The sequence below is a fragment of the Pseudomonas sp. TH06 genome, from assembly GCF_016651305.1.
GTDB lineage: Bacteria > Pseudomonadota > Gammaproteobacteria > Pseudomonadales > Pseudomonadaceae > Aquipseudomonas.
The window spans coordinates 986,688-1,005,689 of sequence record NZ_JAEKEC010000001.1 but is presented as its reverse complement, the minus strand read 5'-3'; the positions used below and the strand labels follow the sequence as shown (position 1 = coordinate 1,005,689).

Here is a 19,002-nt window from a genome sequence, read left to right as displayed (position 1 = left end):
GGCTGATATCTCAAATGGCAGGCAATAAAAAGCCCCGCACTTCTCACGAGGGCGGGGCTTTTTGTTGGCGCTGGATCAGAACAAGTCGATCGGCGCTTGCTCATCTGCTGGCAGCGGACTGCCCGGTGCGGTGCCGTTACCCAGTTCATTCACCGACGGTGGCGTGTCTTCAGACTTGAACAGCTCGAAGTAGGCGCCAGGCGTACTCGGCGTCGCCGCGCGGCCGCTGACCGGATCAACCCGCAGGCTGAGCAGCCCCTCTGGTTCAGGCTGGACGTGAGGCGGCTTGTCCTTGAGCGCTGCCGACATGTAATTCATCCAGATCGGCAGTGCCACAGTGCCGCCGAACTCGCGGCGACCAAGGCTTTCCGGCTGGTCGAAGCCGGTCCACACAGTGGTCACGTAATCGGCGTTGTAACCGGAGAACCAGGCATCTTTCGATTCGTTAGTGGTACCGGTTTTACCGGCGATGTCGCTGCGCCCCATGGCCAGTGCGCGACGGCCGGTGCCGAGCTTGATCACGTCCTGCAACATGCTGTTGAGGATGTACGTGGTGCGACCGTCGACAATCCGCTCGGCCACGGCCGGCGCCTGGGGCGCCGCTGCAGCGCCCGGAGCTTCACCCGGAACCGGTGCGGCATTGACGGTAAAAGACTGTGCGGCCGGCGCCGCAATGCCATCAGTGGCCGAGCCACCCTGCGGCACGGTTGGCGGGTTGGCGACGAACAGCGTGTCGCCATTGCGGCTTTCGATCTTGTCGATGATGTACGGGGTGATCTTGTAGCCGCCGTTGGCGAACGTGCTCCAGCCGGTAGCAATTTCCATCGGCGTCAGGGTCGCGGTGCCCAGCGCCAGCGACAGGTTCGGCGGCAGATCCTGTTTGTTGAAACCGAAGCGGGTGATGTAGTCGATGGTCTTGCCGACGCCCATGGCTTGCAGCAAGCGGATCGACACCAGGTTACGCGACTTGTACAGCGCTTCACGCAGACGGATCGGGCCGAGGAAGGTGTTGGTGTCGTTCTTCGGGCGCCAGACCTTGTCCAGATACTCGTCGACAAACACGATCGGTGCGTCGTTGACCAGCGTGGCGGCGGTGTAGCCGTTATCCAGTGCGGCGCTGTAGACGAACGGCTTGAAGCTCGAACCCGGCTGACGCTTGGCCTGCATGGCGCGGTTGTAGTTGCTTTGCTCGAAAGCAAAACCACCGACCAGCGAGCGGATCGCACCGTTCTGCGGGTCCAGCGAGACGAGCGCGCCTTGCGCCTGAGGAATCTGGCTGAACTTCAGCGAGTTGTCCTTCTGGCGCTGGACGCGAACCAGATCGCCGACCTGCGCGACATCCGACGGCTGACGCGGGGTGGCGCCCATGCTGTTGGTATTGAGGAACGGACGGGCCCATTTCATGGTGTCCCAGGCGACATGCTCTTCGCCGGTGCGGGTCAGCACTTGCAGGCCGTTCTTGTCGACCTGCGTAACGATTGCCGGCTCCAGGCTGCTGATGGTGCGTTGCTTGGTCAGTTCGTTGGCCCAGGCCTCACGGGTCTTGCCCGGCAGGCGCGACTCCGGACCACGGTAGCCATGACGCTGATCGTAGGTCATCAAGCCTTCGTGCAGCGCGGTGTTGGCCATTTCCTGCAGGTTGCTCGGCACCGTGGTGGTGACGCGGAAACCTTCGGTGTAAGCGTCGCTGCCATAACGGCCGACCATTTCGGCGCGGGCCATTTCGGCGATGTACGGTGCGTTCACTTCCGGGGTCGGCACGTGATAGCTGGCGTTCAGCGGCTCGTTGATGGCGGCGGTGTAGTCCGCCTCGCTGATCTTGCCGAGCTTGTACATGCGCCCGAGGATCCAGTCGCGACGCTCTTTACTGCGCGCCGGGTTGGCCAATGGGTTGAAGCGCGAAGGGGCTTTCGGCAGGCCGGCGATCATCGCCATCTGCGCCAGGCTGACGTCGCGGATCGACTTGCCGTAATACACCTGCGCCGCCGCCTCAATGCCATAGGCGCGGTTGCCCAGATAGATCTTGTTGACGTACAGCTCAAGGATTTCGTCCTTGGTCAGCTGCCGTTCGATCTGCAGTGCCAGAAGAATTTCGGTGGTTTTGCGCGAGAAGCTGCGTTCGCTGGTCAGGAAGAAGTTCTTCGCCACCTGCATGGTGATGGTGCTGCCGCCGGACTGAATGTGCCCGCTCTTGACCAGTTGTGTCGCGGCACGCATCAGGCTGCTCGGATCGACGCCATAGTGGTTGGCGAAATTGTCGTCTTCAGCACTTAGTAACGCATTAATGAAATTGGGTGGAATGTCGGCGAAACGGATCGGAGTACGGCGCATTTCGCCAAACTCTGCGATCAACTTGTTATCGCTGCTGTAGACCCGAAGAGGAATCTGCAACTGAATGCTTCTCAGAGCCTCCACGGATGGCAAACCCGGACTAAGGTAAAGATACGCGCCGCTGAGACCTAAAAGCAGTCCGCAGAAAACGGCGACGATGGACCAACCGAAAAATTTCAGCAGACGAATCAAGGCGTTTGGACATCCAGGGCAAGAATGAATTTGGCGACGGGGCTCCGGCAACACACAGAGCCATCCGCGCAGGCAGTAAAAAGCGGAAAAAATCGCTGGGCATTATAAGCACTTTTCTGCTGGGGGCGTCATTTGCGCTTCTGTCAAGACGGGGTGAAGGAACGCAATGCGTATTACAGAGTCCGTAACTCACGGAAAGTCATAGGGAATTGGTAGTGCTGGGACTCTTCAATAAAAAAGCCAATACGTTACTGGGGATCGACATCAGCTCCACCTCGGTGAAGCTGCTGGAACTGAGCCGTCAGGGTGATCGCTATCGTGTCGAGGCGTACGCGGTGGAGCCATTGCCGGCGAACGCCGTGGTCGAAAAGAACATCGCCGAACTCGAAGGCGTCGGCCAGGCATTGACCCGGGTGCTGGTCAAGGCACGCACCGGGCTCAAGAGCGTCGCGGTGGCGGTGGCCGGTTCTGCCGTGATCACCAAAATCATCGAAATGGACGCCGGGCTGTCCGACGACGAGCTGGAAAACCAGCTCAAGATTGAAGCCGACCAATACATTCCCTATCCACTGGACGAGGTCGCCATCGACTTCGAGGTCCAGGGCGTTTCGGCGCGCAACCCTGAACGAGTCAACGTACTGCTCGCCGCCTGTCGCAAGGAAAACGTCGAAGTCCGTGAAGCGGCGCTGGCGCTCGCCGGACTGACGGCGCGCGTGGTCGACGTCGAAGCGTATGCGCTGGAGCGCTCGTTCGGCTTGCTCGCGACGCAACTGGCCGCTTCGCAAGAGCGCCTGACGGTGGCGGTGGTCGATATTGGCGCGACCATGACCACCCTCAGCGTCCTGCACAACGGCAAGATCATCTACACCCGCGAGCAGTTGTTCGGCGGCCGGCAACTGACCGAGGAAATCCAGCGTCGTTATGGCCTGACACTCGAGCAGGCGGGGTTGGCAAAAAAGCAGGGCGGCCTGCCTGATGACTACGTCAGCGATGTGCTGCAGCCGTTTCGCGAAGCACTGGTGCAGCAAGTGTCGCGCTCGTTGCAGTTTTTCTTCGCCTCCGGCCAATACAACGCGGTCGACCACATTCTGCTCGCCGGTGGCACGGCGTCGGTGCCAGGCCTGGACCGGTTGATCGAGCAGCGCCTGAGCACTCCGACGCAAGTGGCCAATCCGTTTTCCGACATGGCCTTGAGCAGCAAGGTCAACGCCGGGGCCCTGGCCAGTGACGCGCCGGCCCTGATGATTGCCTGCGGGCTCGCGCTCAGGAGTTTCGACTGATGGCGCGGATCAACCTGTTGCCCTGGCGCGAGGAGCGCCGCGAAGAGCGGCGCAAACGCTTCATGCTGGCGTTGATCGGCGTGGTGGTCGGTTCGGTGGGGGTGGTGTTCATCGCCGATCAGATCTTCAGCGCCGCCATCGACCGGCAGGTCGCACGCAATGATTACATCGGCAAGCAGATTGCCGTAGTCGACGAACGGATCAAACAGATCAGCGACCTCAAGGCGCACCGTCAGCAACTGGTCGAGCGCATGCGCATCATCCAGGACCTGCAGGGCAACCGGCAGGTCAGCGGACGGATCTTCGATCAACTGGCGCGAACGCTGCCGGACGGCGTTTATTTCACCGACGTGAAAATGGTCGGGAAGACCCTGTCGATCAGCGGCGCGGCCGAGTCGAACAATCGCGTCTCCGAGTTGATGCGCAATCTGGACGCCTCCGACTGGTTCGATGCGCCGAGCCTGACCGAGGTCAAAGCGACTTCCGCCGATCAACTGGAACAGGCCAATGTCTTTCAGTTGACCGTTCGTCAGACTCAGCCGAAGACGCTGGAGGACGAACAATGAAACCGTCCGACTGGCTGGAGAGCTTGCGCAGCATCGACTTCAACGACCTCGACACCAGCAACATCGGCTCCTGGCCAGGGGCGGTCAAAGCCATCGCCGGGGCGCTACTGATGGTGCTGGTGTTGGCGCTTGGCTATAACTTTTTCATCAGTGACATGGAAAATCAGCTCGAGCTCAAGCGCGAGGAGGAGGCGACGCTCAAGGAACAATTCGCCAGCAAGGCGCATATTTCCGCCAATCTGGAGCTGTACACCCAACAGATGAAGGAGATGGAGAACTCCTTCGGCGTGTTGCTGCGACAGTTGCCCAGCGACACCGAGGTGCCGGGCCTGCTGGAAGACATCACGCGTACCGGGTTGGGCAGTGGCCTTGAGTTCGAAGAAATCAAACTGCTCCCGGAGGTCACCCAGCAGTTCTATATCGAACTGCCGATCCAGATCACCGTCACTGGCGCCTATCACGACCTCGCCACTTTCGTCAGTGGTGTGGCCGGGTTGCCGCGCATCGTGACTCTGCACGACTTCGAACTGGCGCCGGCCAATAAAGAGGGCGGGCCGAAACTGCGCATGAGCATCCTCGCCAAGACGTACCGCTATAACGACAAGGGGCTGCAGAAATGAGCCCGATTCGTTATTTCGCACTGGCAGTGGCGTTGCTGACTTTGAGCGGTTGTGGCGATGGCGATGACTTCAGCGATCTCGATGCCTACATGAATGAAGTGCGGTTACGCCCGTCGGGCAAGATCGAACCCACTCCGACATTCCGCTCTTACCCGACCTTCACTTACAGCGCGGCCAACCTGCGCAGTCCGTTTTCGCGCCAGGTGCGCGTCGATCTCGCCGGGCAGAAGCACGGCTCGCGCAACGTCAAGCCCGACCCCAATCGGGTCAAGCAATACCTCGAAGGTTTCAACATCGAGCAGTTCGAGATGGTCGGCACGATTGGCAACGCCACTGGCTCCTTTGCGCTGTTGCGTGGGGCTGGCGGCGTGCATCGCCTGAAGGTCGGTGATTACCTGGGGCGCAACGATGGTCGCATCGTCGCCATCAGTGCCACTCAGGTCGATGTGGTCGAAATCGTCCCCGACGGCGAAGGCGCCTGGCTGGAACGTCCGCGCACCATTCCTTTGAAAGAGCACTCATAGTGGAAGTCGAACAATGAACAGGATTTTCTCCACCCTCGGTCTTTCGCTATGGATAGCGCTGATGTCGCCGATGGTACTCGCGGCCAATCTGAAGGCGCTGGACGTGGCGGCGTTGCCGGGTGACCGCGTCGAGCTGAAACTGTCGTTCGATGGCCCGCCGCCGCAGCCCAAGGGTTACACCACTGATTCGCCGGCGCGAATCGCGCTGGATCTGCCCGGGGTTGCCAGTCAGTTGACCAGCAAGAGCCTCGATCTGGGCAGTGGCAACGCACGCACGGCCACAGTGGTTGAGGCCAGGGATCGCACGCGGCTGATCGTCAATCTCACCCAGCCAGCGCCTTACAACACGCGAGTCGAAGGCAACAATCTGTTCGTCGTGGTGGGGCAGGGCGCGCCGGCAAGCGCTCCACGTCCCGCTGTTGTTGCTCCAGTGCGCGCGACTGCGGCAGCGGCGCCTGCCAAGGTGTTCGTGCCGAAAACCAAAGCCATTCGCGGCGTGGACTTTCAGCGTGGCACGGCAGGTGAGGGCAATGTGGTCATCGACCTGTCCGACCCGACCATCGCCCCGGACATTCAGGAACATGACGGCAAGATAATCCTCAGCTTCGCCCGCACCCAATTGCCCGACAAGCTGCGGGTGCGCCTCGACGTCAAGGATTTCGCCACACCCGTGCAGTTCGTCAACGCTGCAGCTTCCGGCGACCGCGCGATCATCACCGTCGAGCCCAGCGGCACTTTCGACTACTCCACCTATCAGACCGACAACAAGCTGACCGTCAGCATCCGTCCGATGACCGTCGACGATCTGCAAAAGCGCAACGCCGATCGTCAGGCCTACGTCGGCGACAAGCTCTCGCTGAATTTCCAGGACATCGACGTGCGCTCGGTGCTGCAATTGATCGCCGACTTCACCAACCTCAACCTGGTGGCCAGCGACACGGTGCAGGGCGGCATCACTCTGCGTCTGCAAAACGTGCCGTGGGATCAGGCGCTGGACCTAGTGTTGAAAACCAAGGGGCTGGACAAGCGCAAGATCGGCAATGTGCTGCTGGTCGCTCCGGCGGACGAAATCGCCGCCCGCGAGCGCCAAGAACTGGAGTCGCAAAAACAGATCGCCGAATTGGCGCCGCTGCGCCGTGAACTGTTGCAGGTGAACTACGCCAAGGCTGCCGACATCGCCAAGCTGTTCCAGTCGGTGACCAGTGCCGAAGCGAAAATCGACGAGCGCGGCTCGATCACCGTCGATGAGCGGACCAACAACATCATTGCTTATCAGACTCAGGACCGGCTCGACGAGCTGCGGCGAATCGTGGCGCAACTGGATATTCCCGTGCGGCAAGTGATGATCGAGGCGCGGATCGTCGAAGCCAACGTCGATTACGACAAGAGCCTGGGCGTGCGTTGGGGGGGCTCGATTCAGAACAAGGGCAACTGGAACACGTCCGGCGTCAGCAACGGCTCGTCGACCACCATCGGCACCCCGGGCAGCACCAGCACCAACTCGCCGTTCGTCGATATGGGCACCGTCAACAACACCTCGGGGATCGGCATTGCCTTCATCACCGACAACGTTTTGCTCGATCTTGAGCTGACCGCCATGGAGAAGACCGGCAATGGCGAAATCGTTTCGCAGCCCAAGGTGGTGACTTCCGACAAGGAGACCGCGAAGATCCTCAAGGGCACCGAGATTCCCTATCAGGAAGCCAGCTCCAGTGGCGCCACCTCGGTGTCGTTCAAGGAAGCTTCGCTGTCGCTGGAGGTGACGCCGCAAATCACTCCGGACAACCGCATCATCATGGAGGTCAAGGTCACCAAGGACGAACCGGATTACCTGAACAAAGTGCAGGATGTGCCGCCGATCAAGAAGAACGAGGTCAACGCCAAAGTGCTGGTAAACGACGGCGAGACCATCGTGATTGGGGGTGTTTTCTCAAATACTCAAAGCAAGGTCGTAGATAAGGTGCCATTTCTTGGCGATGTGCCGTATCTTGGCCGCCTTTTCCGGCGTGATGTGGTTTCGGAGAAAAAATCCGAGCTGCTGGTATTTCTCACTCCGCGTATCATGAATAACCAGGCGATTGCTGTGAGTCGTTGATTCTGTGCGAAATTTGATTCTTGTAGGACCGATGGGTGCTGGAAAAAGCACCATCGGCCGATTACTGGCCAAAGAGCTGCGCCTGCCGTTCAAAGATTCCGACAAGGAAATTGAACTGCGTACGGGCGCCAATATCCCGTGGATCTTCGACAAGGAAGGCGAGCCCGGCTTTCGCGATCGTGAGCAGGCGATGATCGCCGAGCTGTGCGCGTTCGACGGCGTGGTACTGGCGACCGGCGGCGGTGCGGTGATGCGTGAGGCCAATCGCAAGGCTCTGTATGAGGGTGGTCGCGTGGTGTATCTGCACGCCTCCGTCGAACAGCAGGTCGGCCGCACCTCCCGCGACCGCAATCGGCCGTTGCTGCGCACTGCCGATCCGGCGAAAACCCTGCGTGACCTGCTCGCGATCCGTGATCCGCTTTATCGGGAAATCGCCGATCTGGTGGTGGAAACCGACGAACGGCCGCCGCGCATGGTCGTGCTCGACATTCTCGACCGCCTGGCGCAGCTTCCTCCCCGTTAAAGCATCGCCTGAAATGCGCTATCCTCGGCGTCCTGTCACAGCCCGTCGAGGGTGTGGCGGATGGCGTGCGAGCGGCGTCATACCCGCTATAGGCCGCAGATAACCAATAATTCAGGGCAGGACGCCTGCTTCCATCTTCACTGTGGGGACACATGCAGACACTCAAGGTCGATTTAGGCGAGCGCAGCTACCCGATTCATATCGGCGAAGGTTTGTTGGATCAACCCGAGCTGCTGGCTCCGCATATTTACGGGCGGCAGGTGGCAATCATCTCCAACGAGACCGTTGCGCCGCTCTATCTCGAACGTCTGACTCGCAGCCTTTCGCAGTTTTCGGTGATTTCCGTGGTTCTGCCCGATGGCGAAGCCTTCAAGAACTGGGAAACCCTGCAACTGATCTTTGATGGCTTGCTGACCGCTCGTCATGACCGCCGCACCACGGTAATCGCCCTCGGCGGCGGTGTGATCGGCGACATGGCCGGTTTTGCTGCGGCTTGCTATCAGCGCGGTGTCGATTTCATCCAGATTCCTACCACCTTGTTGTCCCAGGTCGATTCGTCGGTGGGCGGCAAAACCGGGATCAACCATCCGCTGGGCAAGAACATGGTCGGTGCGTTCTATCAGCCGAACGTCGTGCTGATCGATACCGCGTCCCTGAAAACCCTGCCAGAGCGCGAGCTGTCGGCGGGGCTGGCGGAAGTCATCAAGTACGGTCTGATCTGCGACGAACCGTTCCTGACCTGGCTCGAAGACAACGTCGACGCCCTGCGTGCACTGGATCAAAAGGCCCTGACTTATGCCATCGAGCGCTCCTGCGCGGCCAAGGCTGCGGTGGTTGGCGCCGATGAGAAGGAAACCGGCGTACGCGCCACGCTCAATCTCGGCCACACCTTCGGCCACGCCATCGAGACCCACATGGGCTATGGTGTCTGGTTGCATGGTGAGGCGGTCGCGGCTGGCACCGTGATGGCGCTGGAGATGTCTGCGCGTCTCGGCTGGATCAGCGAGCAGGAGCGCGATCGCGGCATTCGTCTGTTCCAGCGCGCCGGTCTGCCGGTGATTCCGCCTGAAGAGATGACCGAAGCCGATTTTCTCGAACACATGGCAATCGACAAAAAAGTGATCGACGGTCGTCTGCGCCTGGTGCTGCTGCGCCGGATGGGCGAAGCGGTAGTGACCGCCGATTATCCGAAAGAGGTTCTACAGGCCACGCTGGGAGCGGATTACCGCGCTCTGGCTCAGCTTAAAGGTTAATAAGATTCCGATGACTAGTTTGCATGCCGACGAGGCGTTCCTCGGCCATTTCCAGTTAAGTCACGACCCCTTCGCGCCGCGGGTGCCGGGCTTCAAATTCTTCCCGGCCCAGCGCAAACCGGTGCTGGGTCAACTGCATCATCTGGCGCGTTACAGCCAGTTGTTGCTGGTGGTCACCGGCCCGCAAGGCAGCGGCAAGACGCTGCTGCGCCAGGCGCTGGTCGCCAGTACCAACAAGCAGTCGGTGCAGAGCGTGGTGGTTTCCGCCCGTGGCGCCGGTGATGCCGCTGGCGTGCTACGCCAAGTGGCGCAGGCGCTGAACCTGGCCCAGGCCGAAGTCGGCGCAATCCTCGATCAGGTGGTGCAACTGGCGCTGACCGGCCAGGAAGTCTATCTGCTGGTGGATGACGCCGAGCAGCTCGACGAATCCGCTCTGGAAGCGCTGATGGCACTGGGTGCCGGTGCGCCGGAAGGTCGCCCGCATGTGTTCCTGTTCGGTGAGTCGTCGCTGATCGCGCAACTTGAGGCTTTGCACCTTGAGGAAGAGCGTTTCCACGTCATCGAATTGCAGCCGTACACCGAAGAAGAGACGCGCGAATATCTCGACCAGCGGCTTGAAGGTGCGGGCCGGGGTGTCGAACTTTTCACCGCGGATCAGATCTCTGATATTCACGAAAGCTCCGAGGGTTGGCCGGGCAACATCAACCAGGTCGCTCGCGATGCTCTGATCGAAGTCATGATTGCCAGCCGCTCTGCGGTCAAGCGTCCAAGTATGGGGTTCAACATGCCGAAGAAACACGTATTGGCGATTTCTGCAGTCGTTGTGGTCGCGGTCGCCGCCGCCTGGCTGATGCCGGGTCGCAACAAGGCGCCAACCACTGGCGCACCGGCCAATGAACAGGCACAACTGCCATTGGGCCAGGGCGCAGCGAATGGCGGCGCGCCAAACGTCGAGTTCGCCGGTAATACCCAGCCGATGCCGTTGCCGCTGGTCGGCAACTCGCAACCGGTCATGCGCGGTCCGTTGGCTGAAGCAGCCGGTGGTATCACTGAAGGCGACGACGGCGTGCCACTGGAAGGTTCCAGCGATACGCCGCCGACCGTTACCACCTCTGCACCGCCTGCCGGCGTTCCAGCCGGCCCAGCACCGACTCCAGTTCCTGTGCCAGCGGCCAAGCCGACCCCGGCACCGACGCAAATCGCCACCGCCAAGCCTGCTCCGGCAGCGCCAGCGGCAAAACCGGCGCCAGTGCCAGCCAAGCCAGTTGCTGCGGCCAAACCGGCCGAGAAGCCGGTTACCGTCGCCAAGGCCGCCGGTGGCAGCTGGTACGCCGGTCAGCCGACCAGCAACTACGTGGTGCAGATCCTCGGCACCAGCTCCGAAGCGACCGCACAAAGCTTCGTCAAGGAACAGGGCGGCGAGTACCGTTATTTCAAGAAAGTGCTCAACGGCAAGCCTCTCTACGTGATCACCTACGGCAACTTCGCCAATCGTGATGCAGCCGTTTCTGCCATCAAGGCCTTGCCAGCGAAGGTTCAGGCTGGTAAACCTTGGCCTCGCACTGTCGCCAGCGTCCAACAGGAACTGGCAACAACTCGCTGAAGATTCGGCGGCCTTACCCAGGCCGCCTCTCCAAGCACCTCAAAATTCTACGAGTGCGCGCCGTCTCTACAGACCGCGTGCCTTGTGGTGTCTGCGTTACAGTAGTCTTTGAGTCGTTGCGGTCAAAATTAAAAAAGTTTTGACTAGCACAGCATATCGCTTTAAACCTTTCACAAATGCGACATAGATTTGCGACAGTTCGTCGTCAAATTTGTGAGCGTCTGTGTCGCTGTGTACAATGACCACCCTTTTGCCCCCGCTAAGCCGGCGTACGTTCGGCGCGGATCGCAAGTGGTTGAATTGAAAAGAAATTTGCCTCGAAAAGAGGCAGCCTGGTGAGAAAGTGTCTATGAAAGCAGGTCTGTACCAACCAGATGAATTCAAGGATAACTGCGGTTTCGGCCTGATAGCCCATATGCAGGGCGAACCCAGTCATACCCTATTGCAAACGGCCATTGAGGCCCTGACCTGCATGACCCACCGCGGTGGGATTAATGCCGACGGCAAGACCGGTGACGGTTGCGGTCTGCTGATTCAAAAGCCTGATGCGTTCCTGCGTGCGATTGCCCAGGAAACCTTCAGCGTCGAGTTGCCCAAGCAATACGCGGTGGGCATGGTTTTCTTCAACCAGGATCCGGCCAAGGCCGAAGCCGCTCGCGAGAACATGAACCGCGAGATCCTCGCTGAAGGCCTGCAACTGATCGGCTGGCGCAAAGTGCCAATCGACACCAGCGTTCTCGGCCGCCTGGCCCTTGAGCGCCTGCCGCAGATCGAGCAGGTGTACATCGGTGGTGAAGGCCTGAGCGATCAGGACATGGCCGTAAAGCTGTTCAGCGCCCGTCGTCGCTCGTCGGTGGCCAACGCCGTCGATTCCGACCACTACATCTGCAGTTTTTCGCACAAGACCATCATTTATAAAGGCCTGATGATGCCGGCCGATCTGGCCGCGTTTTATCCAGACCTGAGTGACGAGCGCCTGCAAACCGCGATCTGCGTGTTCCACCAGCGCTTCTCCACCAACACCCTGCCGAAATGGCCGCTGGCGCAGCCATTCCGCTTCCTCGCCCATAACGGCGAGATCAACACCATCACCGGTAACCGTAACTGGGCGCAGGCCCGTCGGACCAAGTTCACCAACGATCTGATGGATCTGGAAGAACTCGGCCCGCTGGTCAACCGTGTCGGTTCCGACTCGTCGAGCATGGACAACATGCTCGAACTGATGGTCACCGGTGGCATCGACCTGTTCCGTGGCGTGCGGATGATCATTCCGCCTGCGTGGCAGAACGTCGAAACCATGGACCCGGATCTGCGTGCGTTCTACGAGTACAACTCGATGCACATGGAGCCGTGGGACGGCCCGGCCGGCGTGGTAATGACCGACGGTCGTTACGCGGTGTGCCTGCTCGACCGTAACGGTCTGCGCCCGGCGCGCTGGGTCACCACCAAAAACGGTTTCATCACTCTCGCGTCGGAAATCGGTGTGTGGAACTACCAGCCGGAAGACGTGCTCGCCAAGGGCCGCGTCGGTCCTGGCCAGATCTTCGCCGTGGACACCGAAACCGGGCAGATCCTCGACACCGATGCGATCGACAACCGTCTGAAGTCCCGTCATCCGTACAAGCAATGGCTGCGCAAGAATGCCCTGCGCATTCAGGCAACCATGGAAGACAACGATCACGGTTCGGCTTTCTACGACGTCGATCAGCTCAAGCAATACATGAAGATGTATCAGGTCACGTTCGAAGAGCGCGATCAGGTCCTGCGTCCGCTCGGCGAGCAGGGCTACGAAGCCGTTGGCTCGATGGGCGACGACACGCCGATGGCCGTGCTGTCCCAGCGTGTGCGCACGCCGTACGACTATTTCCGTCAGCAGTTCGCGCAGGTCACCAACCCGCCGATCGACCCGCTGCGTGAAGCGATCGTGATGTCGCTGGAAATCTGCCTCGGTGCCGAGCGCAATATCTTCCAGGAGTCGCCGGAACACGCCTCGCGCGTGATCCTCAGCTCGCCAGTGATCTCGCCGGCCAAGTGGCGCTCGCTGATGAATCTCGACCGCCCGGGTTTCGAGCGGCAGATCATCGATCTCAACTACGACGAAAGCGTCGGCCTCGAAGCGGCGATCCGCAATGTTGCCGATCAGGCTGAAGAAGCCGTGCGCGCCGGTCGTACGCAGATCGTTCTGAGCGACCGCCATATCGCTCCGGGCAAACTGCCGATCCACGCCTCCCTGGCGACCGGTGCGGTGCACCACCGTCTGACCGAAAAGGGCCTGCGTTGCGATTCCAACATCCTCGTTGAAACCGCGACCGCCCGTGACCCGCATCACTTCGCGGTGCTGATCGGTTTCGGCGCCTCGGCGGTCTATCCGTTCCTGGCTTACGAAGTGCTGGGCGACCTGATCCGTACCGGTGAAGTCTTGGGCGACCTCTACGAGGTGTTCAAGAACTACCGCAAAGGCATCACCAAAGGCCTGCTGAAAATCCTCTCGAAGATGGGCATTTCGACCATCGCTTCGTACCGTGGTGCGCAGCTGTTCGAGGCCATCGGTCTGTCCGAAGAAGTTTGCGATCTGAGCTTCCGAGGCGTGCCGAGCCGCATCAAGGGTGCGCGTTTCGTCGACATCGAAGCCGAGCAGAAGGCGTTGGCTGCCGAAGCCTGGAGTCCGCGCAAGCCGATCCAGCAGGGCGGTCTGCTGAAGTTCGTCCACGGTGGCGAATATCACGCCTACAACCCGGACGTGGTCAACACTCTGCAAGCGGCTGTGCAGCAGGGCGACTACGCCAAGTTCAAGGAATACACCTCGCTGGTGGACAACCGTCCGGTGTCGATGATTCGTGACCTGTTCAAGGTCAAGACCCTCGATACGCCGTTGGACATCAGTGAAATCGAACCGCTGGAATCGGTGCTCAAGCGCTTCGACTCCGCCGGTATCTCGCTGGGCGCGCTGTCGCCGGAAGCTCACGAAGCCCTGGCCGAAGCCATGAACCGCCTCGGTGCGCGTTCCAACTCCGGCGAAGGGGGTGAAGATCCGGCGCGCTACGGCACCATCAAAAGCTCGAAAATCAAGCAGGTCGCGACTGGCCGTTTCGGTGTGACGCCGGAATACCTGGTCAACGCCGAGGTGCTGCAGATCAAGGTCGCGCAAGGCGCCAAGCCGGGTGAGGGCGGGCAACTGCCGGGCGGTAAGGTCAACGGGCTGATCGCCAAACTGCGTTACGCAGTACCGGGCGTCACCCTGATTTCGCCGCCGCCGCACCACGACATCTACTCGATCGAAGACTTGTCGCAGCTGATCTTTGACCTCAAGCAGGTCAACCCGAAGGCGCTGGTTTCGGTGAAACTGGTGGCTGAAGCGGGCGTCGGCACCATCGCCGCCGGCGTGGCCAAGGCCTATGCGGACTTGATCACCATCTCCGGCTACGACGGTGGCACCGGTGCTTCGCCGCTGACCTCGATCAAATACGCCGGCGCTCCATGGGAACTCGGCCTTGCCGAAACCCACCAGACCCTGCGCGGCAACGACCTGCGCGGCAAGGTCCGGGTGCAGACCGACGGCGGCCTGAAAACCGGCCTCGACGTGATCAAGGCTGCGATCCTCGGCGCCGAAAGCTTCGGCTTCGGCACCGCGCCGATGATCGCGCTGGGCTGCAAATACCTGCGTATCTGCCACCTGAACAACTGCGCCACTGGCGTTGCGACTCAGAACGAGAAGCTGCGCAAGGATCACTACATCGGTACCGTCGATATGGTGGTGAATTTCTTCACCTACGTCGCCGAAGAAACCCGTGAGTGGCTGGCCAAGCTCGGCGTGCGTTCCCTCGAAGCGCTGATCGGTCGCACCGATCTGCTGGAAATCCTCGAAGGCCAGACCGCCAAGCAAAACCATCTGGATCTGACCCCGCTGCTGGGCAGCGATCACATCCCGGCGGACAAACCTCAGTTCTGCGGTGTTGAGCGCAACCCGCCGTTCGACCAAGGCCTGCTGGCCGAGAAAATGGTCGAGATGGCGACGTCGGCGATCAACGACATGAGCGGTGCCGAGTTCGACCTGGACATCTGCAACTGCGACCGTTCGATCGGCGCCCGGATCTCCGGCGAAATCGCGCGCAAGCACGGCAACCAGGGCATGTCCAAGGCGCCGATCACCTTCCGCTTCAAGGGCACTGCCGGTCAGAGCTTTGGCGTGTGGAACGCCGGCGGTCTGAACATGTACCTGGAAGGCGACGCCAACGACTACGTCGGCAAAGGCATGACCGGTGGCAAGCTGACCATCGTGCCGCCGAAGGGCAGCGTTTATAAGACTCAGGAAAGCGCCATCATCGGCAACACCTGCCTGTACGGCGCGACTGGCGGCAAGCTGTTCGCCGCCGGCACCGCAGGCGAGCGTTTTGCCGTGCGTAACTCCGGTGCCCACACGGTGGTGGAAGGCACTGGCGATCACTGCTGCGAGTACATGACCGGTGGTTTCGTCGCCGTTTTGGGCAAGACCGGTTACAACTTCGGCTCTGGCATGACCGGTGGTTTCGCCTACGTGCTCGACCAGGACAACACCTTCGTTGACCGGGTCAACCACGAACTGGTGGAAATCCAGCGGATCAGCGGCGAAGCGATGGAAGCCTATCGCAGCCACCTGCAAAACGTGCTGAACGAGTACGTCGCGGAAACCGACAGCGAGTGGGGTCGTGAACTCGCCGAAAACCTCGATGACTACCTGCGCCGTTTCTGGCTGGTCAAACCGAAGGCGGCGAGTCTGAAATCTCTGCTCTCCAGTACTCGTGCAAGTCCGCAATAACGGCGCAGCTGCAAGCCACTGGCTTCAAGCGGCAAGCTGAAGCCAGTGCGCGCTCTACCGGACTAATGTGATTTTCTTGCAGCTTGAAGCTAATAGCTTGGAGCTGTCGTGTAAGAGGTTTTGAAGATGGCCGAACGTCTCAGTAACGACTTTCAATTCATCGATGTCGGGCGCAAAGATCCGAAGAAGAAACTGTTGCGTCAACGCAAGAAAGAGTTCGTCGAAATCTACGAACCGTTCAAACCCCAGCAGTCGGCCGATCAGGCCCACCGCTGCCTGGGTTGCGGCAACCCGTATTGCGAATGGAAGTGCCCGGTGCACAACTTCATTCCCAACTGGCTGAAACTGGTGGCCGAGGGCAACATCCTTCAGGCTGCCGAGCTGTCGCACCAGACCAACACCCTGCCGGAAGTCTGTGGCCGGGTGTGTCCGCAGGATCGTCTGTGCGAGGGTGCCTGCACCCTTAACGACGGATTCGGCGCGGTGACCATCGGTTCGGTCGAGAAGTACATCACCGACACTGCGTTCGCCATGGGCTGGCGCCCGGACATGTCCAAGGTCAAGCCGACCGGCAAACGTGTCGCGATCATCGGTGCGGGTCCGGCAGGTCTGGGCTGTGCCGACGTGCTGGTACGCGGCGGCGTGACCCCGGTGGTGTTCGACAAGAACCCGGAAATCGGTGGCTTGCTGACCTTCGGCATCCCCGAGTTCAAGCTGGAAAAGACCGTGCTGAGCAATCGTCGCGAAGTCTTCACCGGCATGGGCATCGAGTTCCGTCTCAACACCGAAGTCGGCAAAGACGTGACCATGGAGCAACTGCTCGCCGAATACGATGCCGTGTTCATGGGCATGGGCACCTACACCTACATGAAGGGCGGTTTTGCCGGTGAGGACCTGCCGGGCGTTTACGACGCACTGGACTTCCTCATCGCCAACGTCAATCGCAACCTGGGCTTTGAAAAGTCGCCGGAAGATTTCGTCGACATGAAGGGCAAGAAGGTTGTGGTACTCGGTGGTGGTGACACGGCGATGGACTGCAACCGCACGTCTATCCGTCAAGGCGCCAAGTCGGTGACCTGCGCTTATCGTCGTGACGAAGCGAACATGCCCGGCTCGCGCAAAGAGGTGAAGAACGCCAAGGAAGAAGGCGTGAAATTCCTCTACAACCGCCAGCCGATCGCCATCGTCGGTGAAGACAAGGTCGAAGGTGTGAAAGTGGTCGAGACCCGTCTCGGCGAGCCGGATGCCCGTGGCCGTCGCAGCCCTGAGCCGATCCCGGGCTCCGAAGAGATCATCCCGGCCGACGCCGTGGTCATCGCCTTCGGTTTCCGCCCGAGCCCGGCGCCGTGGTTCGAACAGTTCGAAATCCAGACCGACAGCCAGGGCCGCGTCGTTGCGCCCGAGCAAGGTCAGTACAAGCACCAGACCAGCAACCCGAAAATCTTTGCCGGTGGCGACATGGTGCGCGGTTCCGACCTGGTGGTGACGGCGATCTTCGAAGGCCGCAACGCCGCCGAAGGGATCCTCGATTACCTGGGCGTCTAACCAGACAACGCAATACCTTGTAGGAGTGAGCCTGCTCGCGATAGCGGCATATCAGTCAATGCATCTGGTGACTGATCTACCGCCATCGCGAGCAGGCTCACTCCTACAGTTGTTTTTGGCTGCTGCAAAGTCAGTATTTCAGCGCGACAAATTGACCCGATAGACAAAAGGCTGACCTGCAACCGTGCCTTTTGTGTCGAGCTCTGAGAAAATGCCCGCACTTTTTTTCCGGATGCCGACATGACTGCCCTGAAGAACGACCGTTTCCTCCGCGCCCTGCTCAAGCAACCCGTAGACGTCACCCCCGTGTGGATGATGCGCCAGGCCGGCCGCTACCTGCCGGAATACCGCGCCAGCCGCGCTCAGGCCGGTGATTTCATGAGCCTGTGCATGAATCCGGAATTCGCCTGCGAAGTCACCATGCAACCGCTCGACCGCTATCCACAACTGGATGCGGCGATCCTGTTCTCCGACATCCTCACCATCCCCGACGCGATGGGCCAAGGCCTGTACTTCGAGACCGGTGAAGGCCCGCGCTTCAAAAAAGTCGTCAGCACCCTCGCTGATATCGAAGCCTTGCCGATTCCTGATCCGCACAAAGACCTTGGCTACGTGATGGACGCCGTCAGCACCATCCGCCGCGAGCTGAATGGCCGTGTGCCGCTGATCGGCTTCTCCGGCAGCCCGTGGACGCTGGCCACTTACATGGTCGAAGGCGGTTCGTCGAAAGACTTCCGCAAGACCAAAGCGATGCTCTACGACAACCCGCAAGCCATGCACCTGCTGCTGGATAAACTGGCGCAGTCGGTGACCTCGTACCTCAACGGCCAGATCATGGCCGGTGCGCAAGCGGTGCAGATCTTCGACACCTGGGGCGGCAACCTGTCGGCGGCGGCGTACCAGGAGTTCTCGCTGGCCTACATGAGGAAAATCGTCAGCGGGCTGATCCGCGAGCACGAAGGTCGCAAAGTGCCGGTAATCCTCTTCACCAAGAACGGCGGCCTGTGGCTGGAAAGCATCGCCGAGGCTGGCGCCGACGCGCTGGGCCTGGACTGGACTTGTGACATCGGCAACGCCCGCGCCCGCGTCGGTGACAAAGTCGCGCTGCAAGGCAACATGGACCCGACCGTACTCTACGCAAAACCGGAAGCGATCCGTACCGAAGTCGGCCGCATTCTGGCCAGCTACGGCAAGGGCAGTGGCCATGTGTTCAACCTCGGCCACGGCATCACGCCTGAGGTCGATCCGGAACACGCCGGTGCGTTCTTGCGTGCGGTGCATGAGCTGTCGGCGCAGTATCACGAGTAACTGACACAGTGGTTGTTGTTTGCCCTGCCCCGGAATCGGGCAGGGCAATTGATTCAATGTTCCGTCGTTGTCCTCCTCGTTTCCCCTCCCTCCCTCCCTCCCTCCCTCTCAGTCTTTATCGGGTACGTATGCGTCCGGGACGTCTTACGTCTGCCGGTTTTCTCCTTGTCTGCTGAATAAAAGTACGTCATTCACGCGAACAAAGTGCCTGCGTCGTGTGATGAATCTCTCAAATCACTAATTGCTATTAATATTATTAGTCGTAAGTTTTTAGTTGTTGGTCGGTGCTGTCTGGAATATCTGTTTGAATAAGGAAGTTTTCAGTTTTCAGGTGGGTAGTGAAGTAACAGTTATCAGATTTATAAAA

12 protein-coding genes are annotated in these 19,002 nt (G+C 60.2%); 11 read left to right on the top strand and 1 reads right to left on the bottom strand.

Annotated features, from left to right (window positions below):
- Window positions 1-75 precede the first annotated feature (75 nt).
- Window positions 76-2,523, bottom strand: a complete 2,448-nt coding sequence (locus JFT86_RS04390; protein ID WP_201235892.1) for a penicillin-binding protein 1A — start codon at window positions 2,521-2,523, stop codon at window positions 76-78.
- A gap of 215 nt (window positions 2,524-2,738) precedes the next feature.
- Between JFT86_RS04390 and JFT86_RS04385 the strand changes: the two genes are divergently transcribed.
- The 11 genes from JFT86_RS04385 to hemE all read left to right on the top strand — a co-directional run bounded on the left by JFT86_RS04385 (window position 2,739) and on the right by hemE (window position 18,635).
- Window positions 2,739-3,803, top strand: coding sequence for a pilus assembly protein PilM (locus JFT86_RS04385; RefSeq protein ID WP_201235891.1), 1,065 nt, complete (start codon window positions 2,739-2,741; stop codon window positions 3,801-3,803).
- Window positions 3,803-4,369, top strand: coding sequence for a PilN domain-containing protein (locus JFT86_RS04380; RefSeq protein ID WP_201235890.1), 567 nt, complete (start codon window positions 3,803-3,805; stop codon window positions 4,367-4,369). Before JFT86_RS04385 ends, JFT86_RS04380 begins: the two co-directional genes overlap by 1 nt.
- Window positions 4,366-4,989, top strand: coding sequence for a type 4a pilus biogenesis protein PilO (gene pilO / locus JFT86_RS04375; RefSeq protein WP_201235889.1), 624 nt, complete (start codon window positions 4,366-4,368; stop codon window positions 4,987-4,989). Before JFT86_RS04380 ends, pilO begins: the two co-directional genes overlap by 4 nt.
- Window positions 4,986-5,513, top strand: a complete 528-nt coding sequence (locus JFT86_RS04370; protein WP_201235888.1) for a pilus assembly protein PilP — start codon at window positions 4,986-4,988, stop codon at window positions 5,511-5,513. Before pilO ends, JFT86_RS04370 begins: the two co-directional genes overlap by 4 nt.
- Before the next feature lie 13 nt (window positions 5,514-5,526).
- Window positions 5,527-7,608 (top strand): type IV pilus secretin PilQ, encoded by a 2,082-nt coding sequence (gene pilQ, locus JFT86_RS04365; protein WP_201235887.1) that lies wholly within the window; start codon window positions 5,527-5,529, stop codon window positions 7,606-7,608.
- 4 nt (window positions 7,609-7,612) lie between these two features.
- Window positions 7,613-8,131 (top strand): shikimate kinase AroK, encoded by a 519-nt coding sequence (aroK, locus tag JFT86_RS04360; RefSeq protein WP_201235886.1) that lies wholly within the window; start codon window positions 7,613-7,615, stop codon window positions 8,129-8,131.
- Between the two features lie 152 nt (window positions 8,132-8,283).
- Window positions 8,284-9,384: a 3-dehydroquinate synthase gene (gene aroB, locus JFT86_RS04355; protein ID WP_201235885.1), complete on the top strand. Its 1,101-nt coding sequence runs from the start codon at window positions 8,284-8,286 to the stop codon at window positions 9,382-9,384.
- Window positions 9,385-9,394: 10 nt separating this feature from the next.
- Window positions 9,395-10,987 (top strand): AAA family ATPase, encoded by a 1,593-nt coding sequence (locus tag JFT86_RS04350; RefSeq protein WP_201235884.1) that lies wholly within the window; start codon window positions 9,395-9,397, stop codon window positions 10,985-10,987.
- A 349-nt stretch (window positions 10,988-11,336) separates the two neighbouring features.
- A complete protein-coding gene (gene gltB / locus JFT86_RS04345) occupies window positions 11,337-15,782 on the top strand; it encodes a glutamate synthase large subunit (RefSeq protein WP_201235883.1) in 4,446 nt (1,481 codons plus the stop codon).
- 126 nt (window positions 15,783-15,908) lie between these two features.
- A complete protein-coding gene (locus JFT86_RS04340; protein WP_039757038.1) occupies window positions 15,909-17,327 on the top strand; it encodes an FAD-dependent oxidoreductase in 1,419 nt (472 codons plus the stop codon).
- A gap of 240 nt (window positions 17,328-17,567) precedes the next feature.
- On the top strand, window positions 17,568-18,635 hold the full coding sequence (gene hemE, locus JFT86_RS04335; RefSeq protein WP_201235882.1) for a uroporphyrinogen decarboxylase: 1,068 nt from the start codon (window positions 17,568-17,570) through the stop codon (window positions 18,633-18,635).
- Window positions 18,636-19,002 lie beyond the last annotated feature (367 nt).